Origin of the sequence: Achromobacter arsenitoxydans SY8, assembly GCF_000236785.1 — a bacterium.
GTDB classification, from domain to species: domain Bacteria; phylum Pseudomonadota; class Gammaproteobacteria; order Burkholderiales; family Burkholderiaceae_B; genus Achromobacter; species Achromobacter arsenitoxydans.
This window is the reverse complement of record NZ_AGUF01000055.1, coordinates 195626-214346: the sequence shown is the minus strand read 5'-3', so window position 1 is coordinate 214346 and position 18721 is coordinate 195626. Positions and strand designations below refer to the sequence as shown.

At 64.8% G+C, this 18721-nt stretch carries 21 protein-coding genes and 1 tRNA gene; 9 read left to right on the top strand and 13 right to left on the bottom strand.

What is annotated here, in order from left to right:
* The first annotated feature begins 333 nt into the window (after positions 1 to 333).
* From egtD to KYC_RS16630, 3 genes are all read left to right on the top strand, one after another.
* Positions 334 to 1311, top strand: a complete 978-nt coding sequence (egtD, locus tag KYC_RS16640) for an L-histidine N(alpha)-methyltransferase (protein WP_008164399.1) — start codon at positions 334 to 336, stop codon at positions 1309 to 1311.
* Positions 1312 to 1346: 35 nt separating this feature from the next.
* Positions 1347 to 2663 (top strand): ergothioneine biosynthesis protein EgtB, encoded by a 1317-nt coding sequence (gene egtB / locus KYC_RS16635; protein ID WP_008164397.1) that lies wholly within the window; start codon positions 1347 to 1349, stop codon positions 2661 to 2663.
* 144 nt (positions 2664 to 2807) lie between these two features.
* Positions 2808 to 2884, top strand: a tRNA-Met gene (locus KYC_RS16630).
* 60 nt (positions 2885 to 2944) lie between these two features.
* Here the strand turns inward: KYC_RS16630 and KYC_RS16625 are convergent.
* The 3 genes from KYC_RS16625 to KYC_RS16615 all read right to left on the bottom strand — a co-directional run bounded on the left by KYC_RS16625 (position 2945) and on the right by KYC_RS16615 (position 4566).
* Positions 2945 to 3856 (bottom strand): hypothetical protein, encoded by a 912-nt coding sequence (locus KYC_RS16625; RefSeq protein WP_050814895.1) that lies wholly within the window; start codon positions 3854 to 3856, stop codon positions 2945 to 2947.
* Positions 3857 to 3994: 138 nt separating this feature from the next.
* A complete protein-coding gene (locus KYC_RS16620) occupies positions 3995 to 4186 on the bottom strand; it encodes a hypothetical protein (RefSeq protein ID WP_008164394.1) in 192 nt (63 codons plus the stop codon).
* 131 nt (positions 4187 to 4317) lie between these two features.
* A complete protein-coding gene (locus KYC_RS16615) occupies positions 4318 to 4566 on the bottom strand; it encodes a hypothetical protein (protein ID WP_008164392.1) in 249 nt (82 codons plus the stop codon).
* A 258-nt stretch (positions 4567 to 4824) separates the two neighbouring features.
* On the opposite strand from KYC_RS16615, the gene KYC_RS16610 reads away from it, so the two are divergent.
* The gene (locus KYC_RS16610; RefSeq protein WP_008164389.1) at positions 4825 to 5016 is read left to right on the top strand and encodes a hypothetical protein; all 192 of its coding nucleotides are present in this window, start codon (positions 4825 to 4827) and stop codon (positions 5014 to 5016) included.
* A gap of 27 nt (positions 5017 to 5043) precedes the next feature.
* Here KYC_RS16610 and yddG read toward each other — a convergent pair whose 3' ends face one another.
* The gene (yddG, locus tag KYC_RS16605) at positions 5044 to 5952 is read right to left on the bottom strand and encodes an aromatic amino acid DMT transporter YddG (protein WP_081478055.1); all 909 of its coding nucleotides are present in this window, start codon (positions 5950 to 5952) and stop codon (positions 5044 to 5046) included.
* Positions 5953 to 6047: 95 nt separating this feature from the next.
* On the opposite strand from yddG, the gene KYC_RS16600 reads away from it, so the two are divergent.
* Positions 6048 to 6290, top strand: a complete 243-nt coding sequence (locus KYC_RS16600) for a hypothetical protein (protein WP_008164385.1) — start codon at positions 6048 to 6050, stop codon at positions 6288 to 6290.
* A 17-nt stretch (positions 6291 to 6307) separates the two neighbouring features.
* Here the strand turns inward: KYC_RS16600 and KYC_RS16595 are convergent, their stop codons facing one another.
* The 4 genes from KYC_RS16595 to KYC_RS16580 all read right to left on the bottom strand — a co-directional run bounded on the left by KYC_RS16595 (position 6308) and on the right by KYC_RS16580 (position 10351).
* Positions 6308 to 7882 (bottom strand): sensor domain-containing diguanylate cyclase, encoded by a 1575-nt coding sequence (locus KYC_RS16595; protein WP_008164383.1) that lies wholly within the window; start codon positions 7880 to 7882, stop codon positions 6308 to 6310.
* 233 nt (positions 7883 to 8115) lie between these two features.
* Entirely contained in the window at positions 8116 to 8337 is a 222-nt protein-coding gene (locus KYC_RS16590) for a hypothetical protein (protein ID WP_008164381.1), read from the bottom strand.
* Positions 8338 to 8454: 117 nt separating this feature from the next.
* Positions 8455 to 9546 carry an AI-2E family transporter gene (locus KYC_RS16585; RefSeq protein WP_008164379.1) on the bottom strand — a complete coding sequence of 364 codons (1092 nt, stop codon included), beginning with the start codon at positions 9544 to 9546 and terminating at the stop codon, positions 8455 to 8457.
* 91 nt (positions 9547 to 9637) lie between these two features.
* Positions 9638 to 10351 carry a DUF3053 family protein gene (locus KYC_RS16580; RefSeq protein ID WP_008164377.1) on the bottom strand — a complete coding sequence of 238 codons (714 nt, stop codon included), beginning with the start codon at positions 10349 to 10351 and terminating at the stop codon, positions 9638 to 9640.
* Positions 10352 to 10679: 328 nt separating this feature from the next.
* On the opposite strand from KYC_RS16580, the gene KYC_RS16575 reads away from it, so the two are divergent.
* From KYC_RS16575 to KYC_RS16565, 3 genes are all read left to right on the top strand, one after another.
* The gene (locus KYC_RS16575) at positions 10680 to 11039 is read left to right on the top strand and encodes a hypothetical protein (protein ID WP_008164375.1); all 360 of its coding nucleotides are present in this window, start codon (positions 10680 to 10682) and stop codon (positions 11037 to 11039) included.
* A gap of 654 nt (positions 11040 to 11693) precedes the next feature.
* Complete coding sequence (locus tag KYC_RS16570) at positions 11694 to 11975, top strand: hypothetical protein (protein WP_008164370.1); 282 nt, start codon at positions 11694 to 11696, stop codon at positions 11973 to 11975.
* 86 nt (positions 11976 to 12061) lie between these two features.
* On the top strand, positions 12062 to 12754 hold the full coding sequence (locus KYC_RS16565; protein ID WP_008164368.1) for a cytochrome b/b6 domain-containing protein: 693 nt from the start codon (positions 12062 to 12064) through the stop codon (positions 12752 to 12754).
* Positions 12755 to 12831: 77 nt separating this feature from the next.
* Here the strand turns inward: KYC_RS16565 and KYC_RS16560 are convergent, their stop codons facing one another.
* Both KYC_RS16560 and purB read right to left on the bottom strand, forming a co-directional pair.
* Positions 12832 to 13290, bottom strand: a complete 459-nt coding sequence (locus tag KYC_RS16560; protein ID WP_008164366.1) for a c-type cytochrome — start codon at positions 13288 to 13290, stop codon at positions 12832 to 12834.
* 58 nt (positions 13291 to 13348) lie between these two features.
* Positions 13349 to 14725: an adenylosuccinate lyase gene (gene purB, locus KYC_RS16555; RefSeq protein ID WP_008164364.1), complete on the bottom strand. Its 1377-nt coding sequence runs from the start codon at positions 14723 to 14725 to the stop codon at positions 13349 to 13351.
* 161 nt (positions 14726 to 14886) lie between these two features.
* Between purB and KYC_RS16550 the strand changes: the two genes are divergently transcribed.
* Positions 14887 to 15498 carry a glutathione S-transferase gene (locus KYC_RS16550; RefSeq protein ID WP_008164361.1) on the top strand — a complete coding sequence of 204 codons (612 nt, stop codon included), beginning with the start codon at positions 14887 to 14889 and terminating at the stop codon, positions 15496 to 15498.
* Positions 15499 to 15579: 81 nt separating this feature from the next.
* Here KYC_RS16550 and KYC_RS16545 read toward each other — a convergent pair whose 3' ends face one another.
* The 3 genes from KYC_RS16545 to gcvA all read right to left on the bottom strand — a co-directional run bounded on the left by KYC_RS16545 (position 15580) and on the right by gcvA (position 18534).
* Positions 15580 to 16398, bottom strand: coding sequence for a sulfite exporter TauE/SafE family protein (locus KYC_RS16545; protein ID WP_008164359.1), 819 nt, complete (start codon positions 16396 to 16398; stop codon positions 15580 to 15582).
* 83 nt (positions 16399 to 16481) lie between these two features.
* Positions 16482 to 17600, bottom strand: coding sequence for a tRNA 2-thiouridine(34) synthase MnmA (gene mnmA, locus KYC_RS16540; protein ID WP_008164357.1), 1119 nt, complete (start codon positions 17598 to 17600; stop codon positions 16482 to 16484).
* A 7-nt stretch (positions 17601 to 17607) separates the two neighbouring features.
* Positions 17608 to 18534, bottom strand: a complete 927-nt coding sequence (gene gcvA, locus KYC_RS16535; protein WP_008164355.1) for a transcriptional regulator GcvA — start codon at positions 18532 to 18534, stop codon at positions 17608 to 17610.
* Between the last annotated feature and the right edge of the window lie 187 nt (positions 18535 to 18721).

The window sequence follows — 18721 nt, the reverse complement described above, 5'->3', positions numbered from 1 at the left end:
CCCGACAATGGCATGCGCCGCCTGACGCAACGCAACATTGCGCGGGCCGCGAGGCATCGCCCCGCCTGGCCGAAAACCCATTGTGACCATCATCGACGGATGCCGCCCGAGCTTTGGCAACCAGCCGTAAACCGATATTTCAGCGGATCGAAACTTGCTGACGGCAATGGCCAGCGCGCGCGCCGCCAGTGGCGGGAATCCCCGGGCCGCGCCGCTTCGATTTCGTAAAAGTCCATTGCATTCATAGGCTTGGCGCTTGACACATAAACCCCAACAACCGCCAAAATAGGTCTTTGCAATGCGCTTCAACCGCCTCAAAAAGGAACTGAACGCATGGTTTCCCCTTCCGCACTGCTTGCCTCCGTCGCGCCAGACTTCCTTGCGCAGCAACCCCAGCGGCCCAGCGCCGAACAGATCGAGCTGCACGACGGTCTGTCGGACAGCCCCGCCCATATCGACCCCAAGTTTCTGTACGACGCGCTCGGGTCATCGCTTTTCACTGCCATCACTCAGCTGCCCGAGTACTACCCTACGCGCTGCGAGGACGAAATATTTCAACGCCATGGCGCCGACATCGCGCGCCACATCGGGCCGGTGCAAGCGCTGATCGACCTGGGCGCGGGAGACTGCGTCAAGGCCGAACGCCTGTTCGCCAGCTTGCGTCCAAGCCACTATGTGCCGGTCGACATCTCGGCCGATTACCTGCAAGCCGCAGTGCGGCGGCTGGAGCTCTCCTATCCCGATCTGGCAATCACCGCCGTAGGACAGGACTTCTCGCGCGCCATCGCATTGCCTTCCGACATCCCGGCCGAACGGCGGCTGTTCTTCTACCCGGGTTCAAGCATCGGCAATCTTGGCCCCGACGATGCGTACGCCATGCTGCGGCGGATACGCGATGCCTGTCCAGGCGGCGGCCTGCTGGTCGGGGTAGACCGCGTCAAGCCCAGGCACATCCTGGAACCTGCCTACGACGACGCGCTGCACCTGACCGCGGCCTTCAACCTGAACCTGCTGCGGCACGTGAATGCCGTGCTGGACAGCGACTTCGACGTGGATGACTGGCGGCATGTGGCGGTCTACAACAACGAGTTGTCGCGCATCGAAATGCACCTGGAGGCGCAGCGTGCGTTACGTGTGACCTGGCCTGGCGGCCAGCGCGAGTTCCGCCGCGGCGAACGCATCCACACCGAAAATTCGCACAAGTTCACCCCGCAGGCGTTCAGCAACCTGCTCCTCAGCGCCGGCTTTCGCGACGTTGCGCAGTGGTCCGACGCGCGGGGCTGGTTCTCGGTTTTCAGCGCCCGCGCCTGACGCGGGATCACCCACGACGCCACTGGAGGATCGCCATGGACCCCGCATGCCTGCTGACCCATCCCGCCATCGGCCCTTATGCCACCGGACAGGCCGGGCAGCATGACCGGTACGATGCCGTCCGATCCACCACCACCGCCCTGGCGGCGCCGCTGAGTCCCGAGGACTGCCAGGTGCAGTCCATGCCGGATTGCAGCCCGGTCAAATGGCACCTGGCGCACACCACCTGGTTCTTCGAAACCTTCCTGCTCGCGCGCTTCCAGCCGTCCACCCCGCCCTTTCATCCGCAGTACCGGATGCTGTTCAATTCCTACTACAACACCATCGGCGCCAAGCATCCGCGCCCGCAGCGCGGCCTGCTGTCGCGCCCCCCGCTAGCCGAGGTGCTGCGCTATCGACAGCATGTCGACGACGCCATGCACGCACTGATCTCCCACCTGGGCGGCAACGATGCGGGCTTCGACACGCTGCTTGAACTCGGACTGAACCACGAGCAGCAGCATCAGGAACTGATCCTGACCGACCTCAAGCACATGCTGTCGGCCAATCCTCTCAAGCCCGCCTATGTTGCCGCAGGCCCGCCGGCCTTGCCGCCCGCCACGCCCGCGGGCTGGACGCGCTACGCGGGCGGCGTCGCGCGCATCGGCCATGACGGGCGCGGCTTCGGCTTCGACAACGAAGGCCCGGCCCACGACGTGCTGGTGACGCCCTTCCATCTTGCCGACCGTCTTGTGACCCAGCACGAATACCTGGCCTTTATCCGCGACGGCGGCTACAAGCGCCCCGAACTGTGGCTATCCCTGGGCTGGGATATGGTCTGCGCGCAGGGCTGGCGCGCGCCGCTTTATTGGGAAGGAGACCGCGACCAGTGGCGAGTCTTCACGCTGCATGGCATGCAGGAGCTGGAATTGCAGGCGCCCGTCACCCACATCAGCTACTTCGAAGCCGATGCCTATGCCCGCTGGGCCCGGGTGCGCCTGCCGCGCGAAGCCGAATGGGAACTTGCAGCCCGGCAACTGGCCGACGGAACGTTCTCGGCCCGCGCCAACATGCTGGAAAACGGCCACCTGGATCCGCGGCCAGCGCCCGCGCGCAACGGCCATGGCGGACCGGTGCAATTGTTTGGCGATGCCTGGGAATGGACGTCCAGCGCCTATGACGCCTACCCCGGATTCCAGCCCAGCGCCGGCGCAGTCGGCGAATACAACGGCAAATTCATGTGCAACCAGTACGTGCTGCGCGGCGGATCTTGCGCCACGCCGCGCGACCATATCCGCGCCAGCTACCGGAATTTTTTCCCGCCCGAAGCGCGTTGGCAGTTCTCCGGCATCCGGCTCGCGCGCGACGCGTGAGTGTCGCCTGCAATTTTCCTGTCGCGAACCGCTTGCACATCCAAAAAATTTCGTGCTAGAATTTCGTTCTTCGTTGATCAGCACTTGCAACGCAAGCGGTGATCAGGGTTCGGCAATAGCCGATCCCAAGCAAAACGAAGCGATGGCGCATTAGCTCAGCCGGTTAGAGCGACGGAATCATAATCCGCAGGTCCCCTGTTCGAATCAGGGATGCGCCACCAAAGAATTTAAGAAGGCCTGCACTTTGCGTGCAGGCCTTTTTGTTTTGCGGCCCGCCCACGCTAAACCCGGTGCACCGTATCGCGACGACGGCCGCCCCAGGTTGCCGCCAGGCTTGCCACGAACGCGCCGATCAGCATCGACGCAAAGCCCCACAGCGCAAACGCCGCCGCAGCCTTTCTTGCCGCGTCCGCGGCTTGCTTGGCCTTGACCTTGGCGTCCTCGGCCGCCTTCTTGGCATTCGCGATGGCCTGCTCGACGCGGCGCTGCGCCACGGCGGGCTCCAGGCCGGTCTGGGCCGCGACCACCTTGATCACGTAGTCGCGGTCTTCCGGTGTCATCTCGCCGCGCGTCAGACTCATGGCGACAATGCGGCCAACTTCCCCGCGCGCCGTGTCGGGATCGCCGCTGGCGTCCGGCCGCTCGGATCGCATCAAGGTATCGGTGAAGTAGTCGGTGACCTGGTCCAGGCCGCCGCCGCTTGCGCCTGCCGCCGCAGCCGCTGTCGCGACGGTGCCGGCAGTTCCGGCCATCGCCGCGCCGGCCCTAGCCGCACCCGACGCCACGGATGCAATCGCGGAGCCGAGCAATGCTGCGCTGACCACGGCGCTCAATGCCCACACCAGAAAGCCGTGCGCCGTATCGCGAAAATAGACTTCGTCGGAATGCACGTCCACCCACTTGGTGCGCAACCGCCCTGCGACATAGCCGCCGATGCCATAGGCGACGATCTGCGTGAACAACATCCAACCGATGATGCCGATGCCTACGGCAGGCGCCGACATGCCCTCGTCACCCCACGGCGAAACGGAAAGAAAGCCCAGGCCCGTGCCGCCAGCCAGCAGCGCCAGCGACAGCGCGGCCGCAATCACCGCGCCGGCAAACACGGCCGCCCACGACACCGCCGACAGCGCCGACTCGCGCGGAGGCAGACCGTCGGCATAGGAATGGCTCAATGAAGATGAATTTTCCATGATCGGTCCTTATCCAATGTTCAATGCCAGAACAGGGCCAGCAGGATGATGATCGGAATCGGTACGCCAAGCAGCCACAACAGAATGGAGCGCATGGAAACCTCCTTGGTTGTATAGGCCGGGCGGCGCGAGCCGCGCTCAGGCCAGGTCGATGGTGCCGGGCGCGCGCGGATCGGGCGCGGGCGGGATGGGGTCGACGGTGTCGGGGTTGTCTGCCGGACGCCTCGGGTCGGGACGAGGATCATCCGAACTCTGATCGCCTGGCAGCGCGGGATCGTCGGCGGGGAGGACGTCCGGCGAGCCGGGCTCCCGATGCGGGGTCTGGGACATGATGTTGTCTCCTCAAGCGGCGCGGAGCGCGCCTTGTCCCGCACTCAGCAATCCGCGTGCCCGCAGTGATGGAATGAGCAGATGCAAGGCCCCGGCTCCGGCCTGCGCGGCCGGACACATCGAGCCCGCGATTACCTGGCCTTGCCGGCGCCCGTCATGCCGCGGCCGCCAAGCGTGTCGTCGCCCAGGAACGCCACGACGGCCGACTTGCCTGCGGCCGAAGCTTCGTCAAGGCTGCCGTAGCGCCTTTCCGAATAATTGGTGCTGCGCACATTGCCGGATTCGGGATCGAGCAGCGTGACGATCCAGGCGAATTCTCCGGGCGACAACTGCCGGACTTGCAGCGTGGCGCGCGTGCCGGGACGCAATTCTCGCGACATCTGGCGGCCTCTTCGGTGTTTCGATGCCCCCATCGTAGCGCAATCCGTCGTGCGCAATGGCGCCATTTCGGCCGGCCATAAATGCTGCGAACGCACATGAATTCATGCTGCACACCGCGCGGCAAATACGCCACATAGGGCGCCTTCCGCCAGGAAAACCCTAAGGCGCATCGCTGCAATACAGGCGCACAATCAATACAAACATCTAGACCGCTCAGCGGCGCCGCATCCCTTTAATCAGGCGAGGACGGAGACAACATGACTTACTTAGCAGTCTTTATGAGCTGTTTGATGGTTGTGGGTATCGTCGCGTTGGTGATTCAAACGATACAAGGCGCGGGGCCCGAACCCTGGCTGAAGATATCGGCGGCGATTGTCAGTTCCCTGTTTGCATCCCTGCTCTTGATTCCGCTGGGCTACGCCGTCGCCCAGACCATGCTCATCGAGTAATTCCGCCGACCCGGGCCTGGCCGGGGGCTATCCGCCCCGGGCCGGCTTGCCGCGCGTCGCCGCCCAGCACAACAGCGAACCCGCGGTGACCATGGCCACACCTTGCCAGAATGATATGGACAGCGGGGTCGACAGCCACAGCGCGGCAAAGAAAGTGGAAAACACGGGCGTGAAATAAGAAGCAGTGGCCAGCAAGGTCAGGTTGCCCCGCAGTATTCCCACGTTCCAGAACGCGTAGCCGGCCGCCATCGCGCCGCCAGCCACGCAGAGCTCGACCGTGGCCGGCGTGGTGAACGCAAGCTTTGGCTCCGCGCTGAGGAAAAATTTGGTCCACAAGACCGCCGAGGTCAGCATGAAAAACAGCGCCACGCCGTTCTTGCCGTCGGCATAGCGCTTGGTCACGTTGCAGTACACGGCCCAGATGATGGCGCCGCTGAATGCCAGCCCGTAACTGAGGGGATTGCTCGAAACGTTGGCCGCGGTGCGCTCTACGGAAAGCCCGCCCGGCCCTCCCACCACCCAGACGATGCCGCACAAGGACAACAAGATGCCCGGCGCCACCCACGCGCTCGCCCGCTGGCCGTTGATCAGCATGGCAAGGATCACGGTAAAGCACGGCCACAGGTAATTGACGATGCCAAGCTCGATGGCCTGCCCGCGGTTATGCGCAAACCCCAGCGACAGCGACAGGCAGATCTCGTAAGCGACAAACAGGATGCTGCCCACGATAAGGTACGAGCGCGGAAAGCTCCGCAATCTGGGAAATCCCAGCAACAACACCAGGAAGAACGCTCCGACCGTGTAGATCAACGCGGCGCCACCGATCGGGCCGAAGCTCTCGCTGACGCCGCGTATCAGCCCGACGACCGTGCCCCACAGCAGAATCGCCAGCAAGCCCAGGGAGGTGGCCGCATTCCGGCCTGAATTCAATTGCATCATCGTTTCCGATTGCCTGCCGTTCACGCCCATGACGGGGCGGGCCCAGCGCCAAGGCGGGAAGTTTAGCGAAAATCCAAGGGAGAAAAATCCGCATGGCCATTTCGATACGCAGGTTGAGCGACGTGCTGGCAAGCTCGCACTCGGGTCGGCTCTACCGGATAGAGGTGTTCCTGCAGGCGGAGAATCCGGGCGCCGCCGCGCGCCCCATCGCCGAGGCGCGCCACATACTCAGGACCTCCGATGGAGAACAGGTGATCGCGCTGGACGACAAGCGCTATCGGCTGCGATCAGGCGAGGTCCTGACGGCGCTGGCGCCGCTGCGGAGCGACACCTGAATGCACGCATGCGGCGGTCACTGATCCAACGCGACCCGCCGCTTGCCCTGCCCCTTGGCCTGATACAGCGCCACGTCCGCGCGTTCCAGCAACTGCAGCATCGTGACGCCGGAATGCGGAAAAACGGCGATACCCACGCTTGCCGACACGGCAACACGGACGTTGGGATACGGCAATGACAGGCTTTCGACCAGGGCCTCGGCAACCAGCCGGGCATTGTCCCGGTTGGCTCCCAGCAGCAGCACCGCGAACTCGTCGCCACCCAGCCTCGCCGCCACATCCGACACGCGGATCGCCCCGGCCATGCGGTCGGCCGCCTCTTTCAGCACGGTATCGCCGGCGGCGTGGCCATGCATGTCATTGACAGCCTTGAAGCCATCCAGGTCGATCGCAAGAATGGAAAACTCATCGCCGCTGCGCTGCGCCACCGCCAGCTCCCGCAACACGAGTTCGCCGAACAGCACCCGGTTGCACAGGCCGGTCAAGGGATCGTAATGCGCCAGGTGCTGCGCGCGCGCCAGCATCCGCGAGGCTTGCAGCATGGCGGCGCCCACCTCCTGCGCCTCCTTGATGCGCGTGGCGGGCAATTCGACCGTGCGTCCCTCGCCCAGCGCCAGCGCGGGCGCGACCAGCCCCTGCACCGCCGAGGTCAGGCGGCTTGCAAGCCGTAGCGCCAGCCACAGGCCCAGGCCGAACGCGATCAGCGTGCCCAGGCAGATCCAGGCAATAGACCGATAGAGATCCGCCGTCAGGAGCTGCATGGGCGCGCCCGCGGCGACCGTCCAGCCGGACAGCGCCGAACGGCTGAACGCCGTGTAGACCGGCGTGCCCTCCTTCGTTATGGTTTCCAGCGACCCCTCGCCCTCCTGCTGCACCGCGCGGGCCAGCGCGGGTACCGCCTTCTGTCCGACAAACCGGGACGTGTCGCGGGTGCGGGCGACAATGGTCCCGGAACCGTCCAGCACCGCCGCCACCCAGCCCTCGGGCAGGGCGCGGCGTCCCAGCACGGTGCCGATACGCTCGGGCGACAGGCCGACGTTCAAGCTGTAGACGACCTCGTCGCCCCGCACGACAGGCACGCCCAACGCGATGGTGGGATCCTGGCTGAGTCCGCCGTTGAACAAGCCCGTCAGCACCGGCATGCGCGCCTGGAAGACGCGGGTCAGCTCCTCGGGTACGCCACTCGTCGGCAAGGCGGTGCCGTAGGGGACCTGGGTATTGACGACCTGTCGGCCGTCCTTGCTGGTCAGGACATAACTGTCCACGATCTGGAAGCGCACGGCCTCGCGCGCACGGCGATGAAACCCGGCCAGATCGCCGCCGACGAGGTCGGGCGACGAGGCCAGCATCTGCAGGCCGGCCTCGACGCCGGTCAACTCGCGGTCCAGGATAGCGGTGAGGTTGCGCGCCAGAAAGATCGTGTCGCGAAAAATGCGTTCCTTCTGGATGACGTAGCTTTCGTAGACGGCAACCGAAGCCACGATCAGCGCCGGGGAAATACAGGCGAAGACCAGCGCCAGCAGACCCACGCGCATGGAGTAGAGGCGCGGGCCACGCGGGCGAGCGACGGCAAGCGTTTCGCCGTCAGCCATGGTGCAGCCCGTACTCCAGGTCCCGCGCACCGCGGACATCCCACTGAAACAACACCCCTGGCCTCATGCGCCTCCCGATACGCCCTTCCCGGCTGCCGTGCCGGGCATGGATGAAAGTCAGAAATTATTGCAGAACACCGCAATCGCACAATTCGAGCTCAACAGGGCCCGGCCTGACCGCGCTTCCAGATGTGATGAAAAAGCTCGCGTCCCCAATTTACACCCGCCGCACGCTACTCGTCTTCCAGGTCCGGGGTGCCGACAAACTGGCTCTTGAGCAGGGTCAGCGCCCCTTTTTCCGCCAGGGCCTCGTTCGGAAACACATGCTTGGTGTCTTCAAGAATGGGAAATCCGAAGACCCGCACGCGGGTGTGATACCCCTCGGGGGTCTCGGCGAATTCGATATCGAAGTTGCGCTCTTCGATCCAGCCTGATCTATGCAGTTTCCATTCCATATGCAACACGCTCCTGAGTGGCGAGGTTGACACGAAAGGCCGGCCGATAAACGACCGGCGCTGCTACACCATACACCCGACCCGGCGCGGGCGGGCGTCATGCTGGCGCCGGCGCGGTTAGTCGCCGTCGGCGCGGCGGTCTTCCGACAGCGCGGCAGGTTCGCCTGCCGCGGGAGAAAAGAGATCCCAGCTCGCCATGAACAGGGCCGCGATCAGCGGGCCGATCACGAAGCCATTCAAGCCAAACAGGGCCATCCCGCCCAGCGTGGAGATCAGCACCACGTAATCCGGCATCTTCGTGTCCTTGCCCACCAGGATGGGACGCAGGACGTTGTCCACCATGCCGATGACCAGCACGCCGAATGCGATCAGGACGATGCCCTTGACGGTGGCGCCGGTCAGCAGGAAATAGACCGCCACGGGCGCCCAGATCAGGCCGGCGCCGATCGCGGGCAACAGCGACAGAAACCCCATGATCACGCCCCAAAGCAGCGCGCCCTGGATCGACAGGATGGAGAAAATGATGCCGCCCAGCGCGCCCTGGGCGGCCGCCACTGCGACGTTGCCCTTGACGGTGGCGCGCACCACGGTCGTGAACTTGCGGAACAGGTGCTGCTTGTGCGTATCGCCCAACGGCACCGCGCGCCGCAGGCGCGCCGACAATTGCGGGCCATCGCGCAACAGGAAGAACAGCAGGTACAACATGATGCCGAAACTGATCACGAACTGGAACGTGTCCTGCCCGATGTTCAGGGCCTGCGTGGCCAGGAACTGGCTCGCCTGCATCGCGCCAGCGCTGAGCTTTTCCTGCAAGCTGGGGATGTCCGCGACGTCGAAGCGCGCCAGCATGTCATGCACCGTCGGCGGCAGCGCCGCGATGGCCTGCTGAAAGTAGGCGCCGAAATTGATCTGTCCGGATTTGATGCTCTGGTAAAGGTTCGCGCCCTCGCGCACCAGCGATCCGCTGATCACTACCAACGGCAGGATCACCAGCAGCAGCACCAGCATCAGGGTGATCAGCGCGGCGAGATTGCGCCGCCCTCCAAGGCGCGGCACCAGGCGGCGCTGCAAGGGAGCAAACAGGATGGCAAGGATGGTGCCCCAGAACACCGCTCCGTAGAAGGGCCACAACAACCAGCCGAACGCGATGGTTACCGCTACAAGCAGGAGCAGAAAAGTTCGGTAGTGCACGCTGGAAGATTGGCTCATAGTCCGTCCAAAACACGGCGAACGCCGCGAGAGCCGCATTGTACAAAGCGTCGCCGGGCGGCGCTCGGCGCCGGGCGCGCATCCCGCAAGGCTATGGCGCAGCCGGCGCGCCGCCGACAGCCTGTTGCAGGGTGGCGCGCGCCTGCTCCAGGCCATCGGATTGCGCATTGAGCCCCTGCAGCCGCAGATTCAGCTCCTGCTGCAGCGTCGGCGTCGCCACGCGCGTCTGGCCGTCGACGAACTGGATGTCCGCAGCGTGCGCCGCGACAAAGTCCGCCACGCCCAACGCGTCGCGCGCCACCGCATCCATTTTTGACGCCGCCTCCATCAGCTCCGCGGCGGGCGCCGTCACGGCCTCGTCGTAGACGCCGTCATAGACCGGCGCCAGGTCCGGCGGCAAGGTCAGAGAACCCCGCGCCTTGTCCGCTTTGGCGCGCGCGTCCTGAACCTTCGCCGCGCTATCGGCCAGCGTCTTGCGGGCGGCTTCGAACCCGGCCTTGCGCTCGACGATCTCGCCCACCGAACGGATCGTCTCCACGGACAGCACCTCGCGCAGCGGCAAGGCCGCCTGCGCGAGCGAATCCTGGAACTCGGTAATCACCTCGTAGGCGTCCGCATAATCGCCGATGGCCTCCTTTTCCGGCTTGCTGAGCTTGCCGATGGGCGTCAGAGCAGCGCTGCTCATGCGGGCCTGCAGCAGTTGCACGAACGCGACGCGTTCCTGCGGCTCTTTGTTGACGCAAGCCGTCAGCAACAGCATCGAGACCATCGCCACGCCCGTCACGCACGCGCGTAACCAGACCATGCACATCCTCCTTGCACCCAAATACTCAAATAGGTCCGTCCGGCGAATTATCCGGTAGGGCAGCGGCGCAACTTCCCGAGGGCGGATTTTGTTGCCATCGAAGCGAGTTGACACAGGCCGCTGCGCCACGGCGTGCGTAGGTCGGTCGGGCTACCTGCGCGGCCCGACCTACGCGGCCCGACCTGCGCGGCCCGACCGGCAGTATGCCCCGGATGGGGGGATGGAGGGTCGCCCGGTCCGCCCGCACCCGGGCAGGATGCGCACTTCGCCTTAAAATCGCGGTTTCGGCTGCTGCCAGCCGCCCCGAAACACTGCCCTGGCCCAAGATATGACTCAGAACGCGTCCCCCACCCCGTGGGGCTTCACCCTTCCCGACTGCCGCGGCGCGGCCGCATTACTGTTCTTCATGGACGACCTGGCGCGCGTGGTCAACCAGTATCTGGGCAAGGACCAGTTGTCGGACGAAGCGCTGGCCGACGCCCAGAAGGCCGTAAACGCACTGCTCGAGCGCTATGTCGAGATCCAGGCGGCTCCGGAAGCCTTCGACAATGAACGCATCGAACTCGCTCTGGAAACCGTTCCGCAGCCCGGCGGACAAAGCAGCGCCCAGGTTGCGCTGCGCATGTCGCCCCGCCTTGAAGGACTGATCATCGAGGCCCAGCGCCAGGCCCGGCCCGCCGCGCACTGATTCGCACCGGGCGGCTGCGAAGTCACCCAAAAAATTGCTTGCAAAGCCGACTAAAAAGCTATACTATTAACGGTTGAGGTCTACGCGCATTGCATTCATGTGCACATATGCGCGAAAACAGATCCCTTTGCCCCACCGGCAACCCTCCCTGGCATTTGCGACATACAACGCGAAAAACGCATACCGGGGACCGGATCGGGGAACACAACGCCTGCACCCATCCGCCAGTCCGGCTTGGTCCATAGGCGCCAGCAACCCAATTAATGTGTCGCTGCCCCTGCAACGGTAATCCCGCAGCAGCCACGACCATCGCGGCCAACACGCCGCGAGCGCCCAGAAACAACCCTCTCTGGGCACCCCTGAAGGCCGCAAGCGCGCACGCGCAGGAATCCATCTTGCACAGCCGCCTTGCATGGCCCGAACCGATGCCAGCCAGGACTGAATGCCGGCATCGCGCCGCCCTTGCGCACTAACCCATGAGAATGCGCAAAGTGACGGCAGCCTAAATGCGTTAGCGTCATGAAATGCCTGTCCAATTCAATCCGGCTGGACCAGGCTGAAAGAACGGATGCTCAGGCCTGGAGCCGCGGCGCCGCGCAACGCAACATGACCGAACGCAGCTTTTCCAATAACTAGAACTTAAGAGAACACACCATGAATACTCGTTTCACTACCTCGGACCTGATCCGACGCCCGGCCCACACCCAGCTGGACGACATGCCGATCCACATCGGCGACATTGTTTATCTCAAGCCGGCCAATGGCCCGGAAATCCGCGCCACGGTGATTTTCAACGCGCCGATCAACGGCACGACCACCTACACCACCGAAGTCGTGCCGTGCGGCGCGCCTGCACAGAAGGCTCCCGGCCAGCGCATCCGCTTCCGCCACGAACACGTGCATCGCATCGAACCGGTGCGCCGCGCCGCTCGCTGAGCCATGTCAAATCCGCCGCGCTTCTGCGCGGCGGTTTTCTTTGTGCGTGATAAAGTCCCCGCAACCCCTGCCCTGGCGATATCAACATGCAGAACAATCGTCTCGCGGTCCGCATCTGGGACCTCCCAACCCGCATCTTCCACTGGGCGCTCGTCGTCTGCATCGTCGGCGCGTTCGTCAGCGTGAAGCTAGGCGGGCTGTATATGGACTGGCATGTGCGCTTCGGCTGTACGGCGCTGGGCCTGATCGTGTTTCGTCTGCTCTGGGGCTTCATCGGCCCGCGCTATGCCCGCTTCGCGCACTTCGTGCGCGGCCCTGCGGCCGTCGCCAGATACCTGAAGGGCGCAGCCGCCCCCGCCGGCCACAATCCGCTGGGCGCGTTGTCTGTCATGGCCTTGCTGCTGGTCGTCGGTTTCCAGGCGGTAAGCGGCCTGTTCACCACCGACGACATCATGACGCAGGGGCCGCTGTTCGGCCATGTCGGCGAAGCCACCGCCAGCGCCATGACGTCCTGGCACAAGCTGAATGAGTGGGTCATCATCGGCCTGATCGCCCTGCATCTGCTGGCCGTGGCCTGGTACACGCTGGTGCGCCGCAAGCGCCTGGTGCGCGCCATCATCACCGGCAACGTCGATGCCAAGGACGTGCCCGCCGGCACGCCGCCGGCGCAGGATGGTCTGGCGGTCTGGCTGCGCGCGTTGCTGCTGGGCGCCTGCGTAACCGGCCTGGTGCTGTGGATACGGTCCCTCGAAGTGATGGCGGACATGTCCTTTTCCTGACGCCAGCCAAGAAAAAGCCCCTGATGAAGGGGCTTTTTCTTGGGCAGCGACTAGCCGTCCGAGGACGGCTTCAGCGCTTACTTCTTCTTGCGATAGGCGTCGTGGCAGGCCTTGCAACTTGCGCCCACATCGCCGAATGCCGCGCGCAGTTTGTCCAGATCGCCGGCATCGCCGGCCGCCGACAGCTTGACGATGTTGTCCTGGAACGCCTGCTGCTTCTGCTTGAAGCCGGCGGCGTCGCTCCAGATTTCCGCACGGGCGTCGCCGCCTTCCGTACCCGGACCGAATCCAGCCCAGGGCAACGCCGACAGGGTCTTGAGCACTTCGACGTTGGCCTTGATTTGCGCGGCGTCGTAGGGCGCCTGGCCCTTTACCACCGGCGCCATGCGCCCGAAATGCGAGCCGATCAGCGCCAGCGCCGACTGGCGGTACTTGACCGCATCCTCGGGCTTGGCGAACTGGGCGGAGGCGGACGTCGCCAGCAGCGGACCCACCGTCATACAGGCCAGCGCAGCAAGCGTGGACAACTTCTTCATTGCTTTCTCCCGTAGGTACAACGTGAATGCCGCGCGCCCTGCGCGCGCGGCATGGCGACTATACCGCCCGGGCAAGCTGGGCAGCCAGCCCGATGTAGGAACGCGGCGTCATCGCCAGCAGGCGGGCCTTCGGCTCTTCAGGCAGCGCCAGGCCCTGGATGAATTCTCGCAGAGCTTCCTCGGTGATGCCCTTGCCACGCGTCAAAGCCTTGAGTTGTTCATACGGCTGCGGCAGGCCGTAGCGGCGCATGACGGTCTGCACGGGCTCGGCCAGGACTTCCCAGCACGCATCAATGTCGGCGTCGATGGCGGCGACGTTCACTTCGAGCTTGCCCAGGCCGCGCATGCAGGCATCCCAGGCCACCAGGCAATAGCCCAGGCCCACGCCCAGGTTGCGCAGCACGGTGGAATCGGTCAGGTCGCGCTGCCAGCGGGAGACAGGCAGCTTGTCGGCCAGGTGCCGCAGCACGGCATTGGCCAGGCCCAGGTTGCCTTCGGAGTTTTCGAAGTCGATCGGGTTGACCTTGTGGGGCATGGTCGACGAGCCGACCTCGCCTTCCTTCAGGCGCTGCTTGAAGTAGCCCAGCGCCACATAGCCCCAGATGTCGCGATCCAGGTCCAGCACGATGATGTTCGCGCGCGTGATGGCATCAAACAGGGCCGACATCCAGTCGTGCGGCTCGATCTGGATGGTATGGCGGTTCTGGGTGAGGCCCAGGCCGGCCAGCACGCGCTGGCTGAACGCGGGCCAGTCGATTTCGGGATAGGCCGACAGGTGGGCGTTGTAGTTGCCGGTGGCGCCGTTGAGCTTGGCCAGCGGCTCGACAGCCTCGATCGCCGCGATGGCGCGGTACAGGCGCGCGGCCACGTTGGCGAATTCCTTGCCCAGCGTCGTGGGGCTGGCGGGCTGGCCATGCGTGCGCGACAGCAGGGGCTGGTCGGCCTGAGCGACGGCCATTTCGTTGAGCTTGGCGGCGACCTCACGCAGGCGAGGCACCACGACCTGATCGCGGGCGCGCGACAGCATCAGCGCGTGCGAGGTGTTGTTGATGTCTTCGGAGGTGCAGGCGAAGTGGATGAATTCGGCGGCGCGGGCCAGTTCGGCGTCGTCCGCGACCTTTTCCTTCAGCCAGTATTCGACGGCCTTCACGTCGTGGTTCGTGACGCGTTCGATTTCTTTGATGCGGCCGGCGTCGGCTTCGGAGAAATTCGCCACCAGCTGCACCAGCCGGGCGCGCGCGCCTTCGGAGAAAGTGGGCAGCTCCGGCAGGCCGGCATCGGACAGGGCGACCAGCCAGGCCACCTCGACTTCGACGCGGTGGGCCATGAAGCCGGCCTCGGAAAGCAGACCGCGCAGCGCGTCGCCCCGGGAAGCGTACCGGCCATCCAATGGCGAAAGGGCATTAAGTTGGCTCAACTGATCGGCGATTTGCATGGTCTGGGAGAGAAAAAGCTACGGATGGGAAAACCCGACGATTTTATCATCCGAGGGCGCGCAACATTGTGGCAAACTGACGAAGATTCCGGCCTGCGGACAATTCGACCGTCATGCAGCCTGCTATACTTCGGCCGCTTTCCGACTCCGCTTGTGACTCCATGAAACTGATCGGCTCGCTTACCAGTCCTTACGTGCGCAAAGTGCGTATCGTCATGGCCGAGAAAAAGCTGGACTACCGGCTTGAACTCGAAAACGTCTGGTCCGCCGACACGCAGATCCAAACGTACAACCCGTTGGGCAAGGTGCCCTGCCTGGTCATGGAAGATGGCGGCGCCCTCTTCGATTCGCGCGTCATCGTCGAATACCTGGACACCCTGTCGCCCGTCGCCCGCCTGATTCCTCAGCCGGGGCGCGACCGCGCGGCCGTCAAATGCTGGGAAGCCATCGCCGATGGCCTCCTGGACGCCTGCGTGACCATCGTCAAGGAAAACCAGCGCCCCGAGGCCCAGCGCAGCCCCGAATGGATCGAACGCCAGTACGGCAAGATCCACGCCAGCCTGGACGCCATGAACAAGAGCCTGGGCGACAACGCCCACTGCATGGGCATCAACTACAGCCTGGCCGACATCGCCGTGGGCTGCGCGCTGGGTTACCTGGACCTGCGCTTCGCCACGCTGGACTGGCGCACCGGCCAGCCCAACCTGGCCCGCCTGTACGAAAAGCTGTCCCAGCGGCAATCGTTCATCGACACCATCCCCAAGACCGCCTGACGGTCCTGGCAAAGCGCCCGGCCGTGCCGGACGCCCGCAGCGGCCGCTTTCCGCGGCCGCTCCTCTTTCCCCGCCTTCCGATCAAGCCGTAAAGGTCTGCCAGGCCTTGAACAGCATGTACGCAGCCAGCGCGAACAGCAGGCAGGCGAACACGCGCTTCAAGGTCTGCACCGGCAGGCGATGGGCCATGCGCGCCCCTAACGGCGCCGTAAGGACGCTGGTGCACACCAGCGCGATCAGAGCCGGCCAGTAGATAAAGCCCAGCATGCCGGGGCGCGAGGCGCCTTCGTTCAGCCCCGACACCACGTAGCCGACGCTGTTGGCCAGCGCGATGGGAAAGCCCAGCGCCGCCGAGGTCGAGACCGCGTTATGCAGCGCCACGTTGCACCAGACCATGAAGGGCACGGACAGGAAGCCGCCGCCCGCGCCGACCAGCCCGGACAAAAAGCCGATGCCCGCTCCCGCCGCGCTCGTTCCAACGATGCCCGGCATCTGGCGCGTGGGCTTGGGCTTCTTGTTGCGCAGCATGCTCCAGCCGGAGTAGCCCACGAACAGCGCGAAGAACAGCGACAGCCACACGGTGCTGAGCGCGGCGAAGACCGCTCCGCCCGACACCAGCCCGCCGATGATGATGCCCGGCGCCATCGCCGCCACGATGCCCCATTTGATGGTGCCGCGCTGCTGATGCGCCCGGACGCTGGATACCGACGTGAACAGGATCGACGTCATGGACGTGGCGATCGCCGCATGCACCACCAGTTCGGACGGCATGCCCTGCCAGGCGAACAGCATCGTCAGGAACGGCACCAGCAGCATCCCGCCGCCAATGCCAAGCAGGCCCGCGGCAAATCCCACCACGCCCCCAAGCACCAGCAGGCAAATCACCATCGTCACATCCACAACCCTCTCCTCTCTTTGTTTTCATGAACAAAGCCCCTCGGATGTTGTTCCGGGGGGCCTTGGTTGACACTGCGCGGCATCGACTAAAGGATGATGCCGCCTCCCAGGCAAACTTCGCCATCGTAAAGCACGGCTGATTGGCCGGGCGTCACCGCCCATTGCGGTTCTGTGAATGCCAGCGAGAACGCGCCGTCGGCCGCGCTGCCCAGGCGGCATGCCGCGTCGGCCTGGCGATAGCGCGTCTTGGCGCCATATGCGCCAGCGGCAGGCGGGTGGCCCGCCACCCAGCTGGCGTCCTGCGCCTGCAGGCTGTCCGACAGCAGCCACGGGTGATCATGCCCCTGCACCACGTACAGCACATTGCGCTCCAGGTCCTTGCGCGCCACGTACCAGGCTTCGGCGGTGCCGTCATCGCGCTGGCGCCCCTTCACCCCGCCCACGCCCAGCCCCTTGCGCTGGCCCAGCGTATAGAACGACAGCCCCTCGTGGCGGCCGACCTTCTGCCCTTCGGGCGTCAGGATGGGCCCCGGTTCGGTCGGCAGGTAGCGGTTCAGGAATTCCCGGAACGGCCGCTCCCCAATGAAGCAGATGCCGGTGGAATCTTTCTTGGCGGCATTGTGCAGGCCGATCTCGTGCGCGATGCGCCGCACCTCGGTCTTGTGGATCTCGCCCAGCGGAAACAGGGTGCGCGACAACTGCGCCTGATTCAGCCGATGCAGGAAATAGCTCTGGTCCTTGGAGGCGTCCAGCGCCTTGAGCAGCTGGAACTGGGTGCCGCCGCCATCGGCCGGCACTTCGCGGACGCGCGCGTAGTGGCCGGTTGCGATATGTTCGGCGCCCAGCGCCATGGCGTGGTCCAGGAAGGCCTTGAACTTGATTTCGGCATTGCAGAGCACGTCCGGATTGGGCGTGCGGCCCGCGGAGTATTCGCGCAGGAACTCCGCGAACACCCGGTCTTTGTATTCGGCGGCGAAGTTGACGAATTCGAACTCGACGCCAACCAGGTCGGCCACGCTGGCCGCATCCAGGAGGTCCTGGCGGGTGGAGCAGTATTCGGAATCGTCGTCGTCTTCCCAGTTCTTCATGAACAGGCCGACGACCTCATAGCCCTGCTGCTTGAGCAGCCAGGCGGTGACCGAAGAATCGACCCCGCCGGACATGCCGACGACAACGCGGCCTTTCTTGGTGGATTTTTGACTCATGATGACGCTATTTTAGATCGGACGAGGCGTCTTCCAGCGGCTGCGGCTCCGCGGCCCGCGACACCTCCATCAGCCAGGCCCGGAAGGCCTGCAGGGTGGGAAGGTTGGCCTTCTGCTCCGGGTAGCACAGGTAATAGCCCATGCGTGCCCGGATCGGCAACTGGATGGCGATGGCCAGCTTGCCGTCGCGCAGTTCGTCTTCGATCAGGCAACGGGGAATCAGCGCCACCCCGAATCCCGCCGCGGCGGCCTGCGACAGCAGCGCGTACTGGTCGAAACGCGCGCCTTCCAGACTGCGCCGGGTATCACAGCCGGCCTGTTCGAACCAATCGCGCCAGCCATCCAGGGCGGACGTGTGATGCAGCAGCGGGTAGGCCAGCAGGTCCTCGGGCGACGCGCAGCCGCCCGGGATCAGGCGCGGACTGCAGACTGGCAGGATCTCGCGGCCCACGATGTAGTCCGCGCCGCTGCCGGGCCACAGCCCTTCGCCGAAGCGCACAGCGGCGTCCAGTTCGGGCGTGGAGAAATCGTAGCCCTGCCGGTGCGGCAGGAACTCCACGTGGATATCGGGGCGCAGGCGCATGAAGGCGGTCAGGCGCGGGATGAGCCAGCGGGCGCCGAAGGTCGGCATACAGGTCAGATTGAGCGTACCGCCCTGTCCCTGATGCGCGATCAGCTCGACCGTGGCGGCCTCGATCTGGCCCAGTCCGGCCTGGATCTTGGTAAGGTAGCTGCGGCCGGCTTCGGTCAAAACCAGGCCCTGCCTGATGCGCAGGAATAGTTCGACCCCGACGAACTCCTCTAAATGTTTCACCTGTTTACTGACCGCCCCTTGCGTGACGCACAATTCCTGGGCGGCTCGGGTGAAGCTGCTATGGCGCGCAGCGACCTCGAAGGCCTGCAGATCCGTTAAAGAGGGACAGAAACGCCTCATCTATAGCCCCCACGCTCCGTGGGGCTCCCTGCCCCAATGGGCGTGGCAATGGCGCGGGTGCGCCGGCAATCGTTACATAAAAGTAACGCCCAACCGGCCCGGCCGAAAAAGAGGTATGAAAAAAAGTCATAGCTTACGGAGAATCTTTCGTTTGCGCAAACCGCCCCGCCAGGAAAGAATCATTGCG

What these genes read in the sequence shown, in the direction of transcription:
- egtD (WP_008164399.1), top strand. Translation starts at nt 334, where the DNA reads ATGGTTTCCCCTTCCGCACTGCTTGCCTCCGTCGCGCCAGACTTCCTT.
- egtB (WP_008164397.1), top strand. Translation starts at nt 1,347, where the DNA reads ATGGACCCCGCATGCCTGCTGACCCATCCCGCCATCGGCCCTTATGCC.
- KYC_RS16625 (WP_050814895.1), bottom strand. Translation starts at nt 3,856, where the DNA reads ATGGAAAATTCATCTTCATTGAGCCATTCCTATGCCGACGGTCTGCCT.
- KYC_RS16620 (WP_008164394.1), bottom strand. Translation starts at nt 4,186, where the DNA reads ATGTCCCAGACCCCGCATCGGGAGCCCGGCTCGCCGGACGTCCTCCCC.
- KYC_RS16615 (WP_008164392.1), bottom strand. Translation starts at nt 4,566, where the DNA reads ATGTCGCGAGAATTGCGTCCCGGCACGCGCGCCACGCTGCAAGTCCGG.
- KYC_RS16610 (WP_008164389.1), top strand. Translation starts at nt 4,825, where the DNA reads ATGACTTACTTAGCAGTCTTTATGAGCTGTTTGATGGTTGTGGGTATC.
- yddG (WP_081478055.1), bottom strand. Translation starts at nt 5,952, where the DNA reads ATGCAATTGAATTCAGGCCGGAATGCGGCCACCTCCCTGGGCTTGCTG.
- KYC_RS16600 (WP_008164385.1), top strand. Translation starts at nt 6,048, where the DNA reads ATGGCCATTTCGATACGCAGGTTGAGCGACGTGCTGGCAAGCTCGCAC.
- KYC_RS16595 (WP_008164383.1), bottom strand. Translation starts at nt 7,882, where the DNA reads ATGGCTGACGGCGAAACGCTTGCCGTCGCTCGCCCGCGTGGCCCGCGC.
- KYC_RS16590 (WP_008164381.1), bottom strand. Translation starts at nt 8,337, where the DNA reads ATGGAATGGAAACTGCATAGATCAGGCTGGATCGAAGAGCGCAACTTC.
- KYC_RS16585 (WP_008164379.1), bottom strand. Translation starts at nt 9,546, where the DNA reads ATGAGCCAATCTTCCAGCGTGCACTACCGAACTTTTCTGCTCCTGCTT.
- KYC_RS16580 (WP_008164377.1), bottom strand. Translation starts at nt 10,351, where the DNA reads ATGGTCTGGTTACGCGCGTGCGTGACGGGCGTGGCGATGGTCTCGATG.
- KYC_RS16575 (WP_008164375.1), top strand. Translation starts at nt 10,680, where the DNA reads ATGACTCAGAACGCGTCCCCCACCCCGTGGGGCTTCACCCTTCCCGAC.
- KYC_RS16570 (WP_008164370.1), top strand. Translation starts at nt 11,694, where the DNA reads ATGAATACTCGTTTCACTACCTCGGACCTGATCCGACGCCCGGCCCAC.
- KYC_RS16565 (WP_008164368.1), top strand. Translation starts at nt 12,062, where the DNA reads ATGCAGAACAATCGTCTCGCGGTCCGCATCTGGGACCTCCCAACCCGC.
- KYC_RS16560 (WP_008164366.1), bottom strand. Translation starts at nt 13,290, where the DNA reads ATGAAGAAGTTGTCCACGCTTGCTGCGCTGGCCTGTATGACGGTGGGT.
- purB (WP_008164364.1), bottom strand. Translation starts at nt 14,725, where the DNA reads ATGCAAATCGCCGATCAGTTGAGCCAACTTAATGCCCTTTCGCCATTG.
- KYC_RS16550 (WP_008164361.1), top strand. Translation starts at nt 14,887, where the DNA reads ATGAAACTGATCGGCTCGCTTACCAGTCCTTACGTGCGCAAAGTGCGT.
- mnmA (WP_008164357.1), bottom strand. Translation starts at nt 17,600, where the DNA reads ATGAGTCAAAAATCCACCAAGAAAGGCCGCGTTGTCGTCGGCATGTCC.
- gcvA (WP_008164355.1), bottom strand. Translation starts at nt 18,534, where the DNA reads ATGAGGCGTTTCTGTCCCTCTTTAACGGATCTGCAGGCCTTCGAGGTC.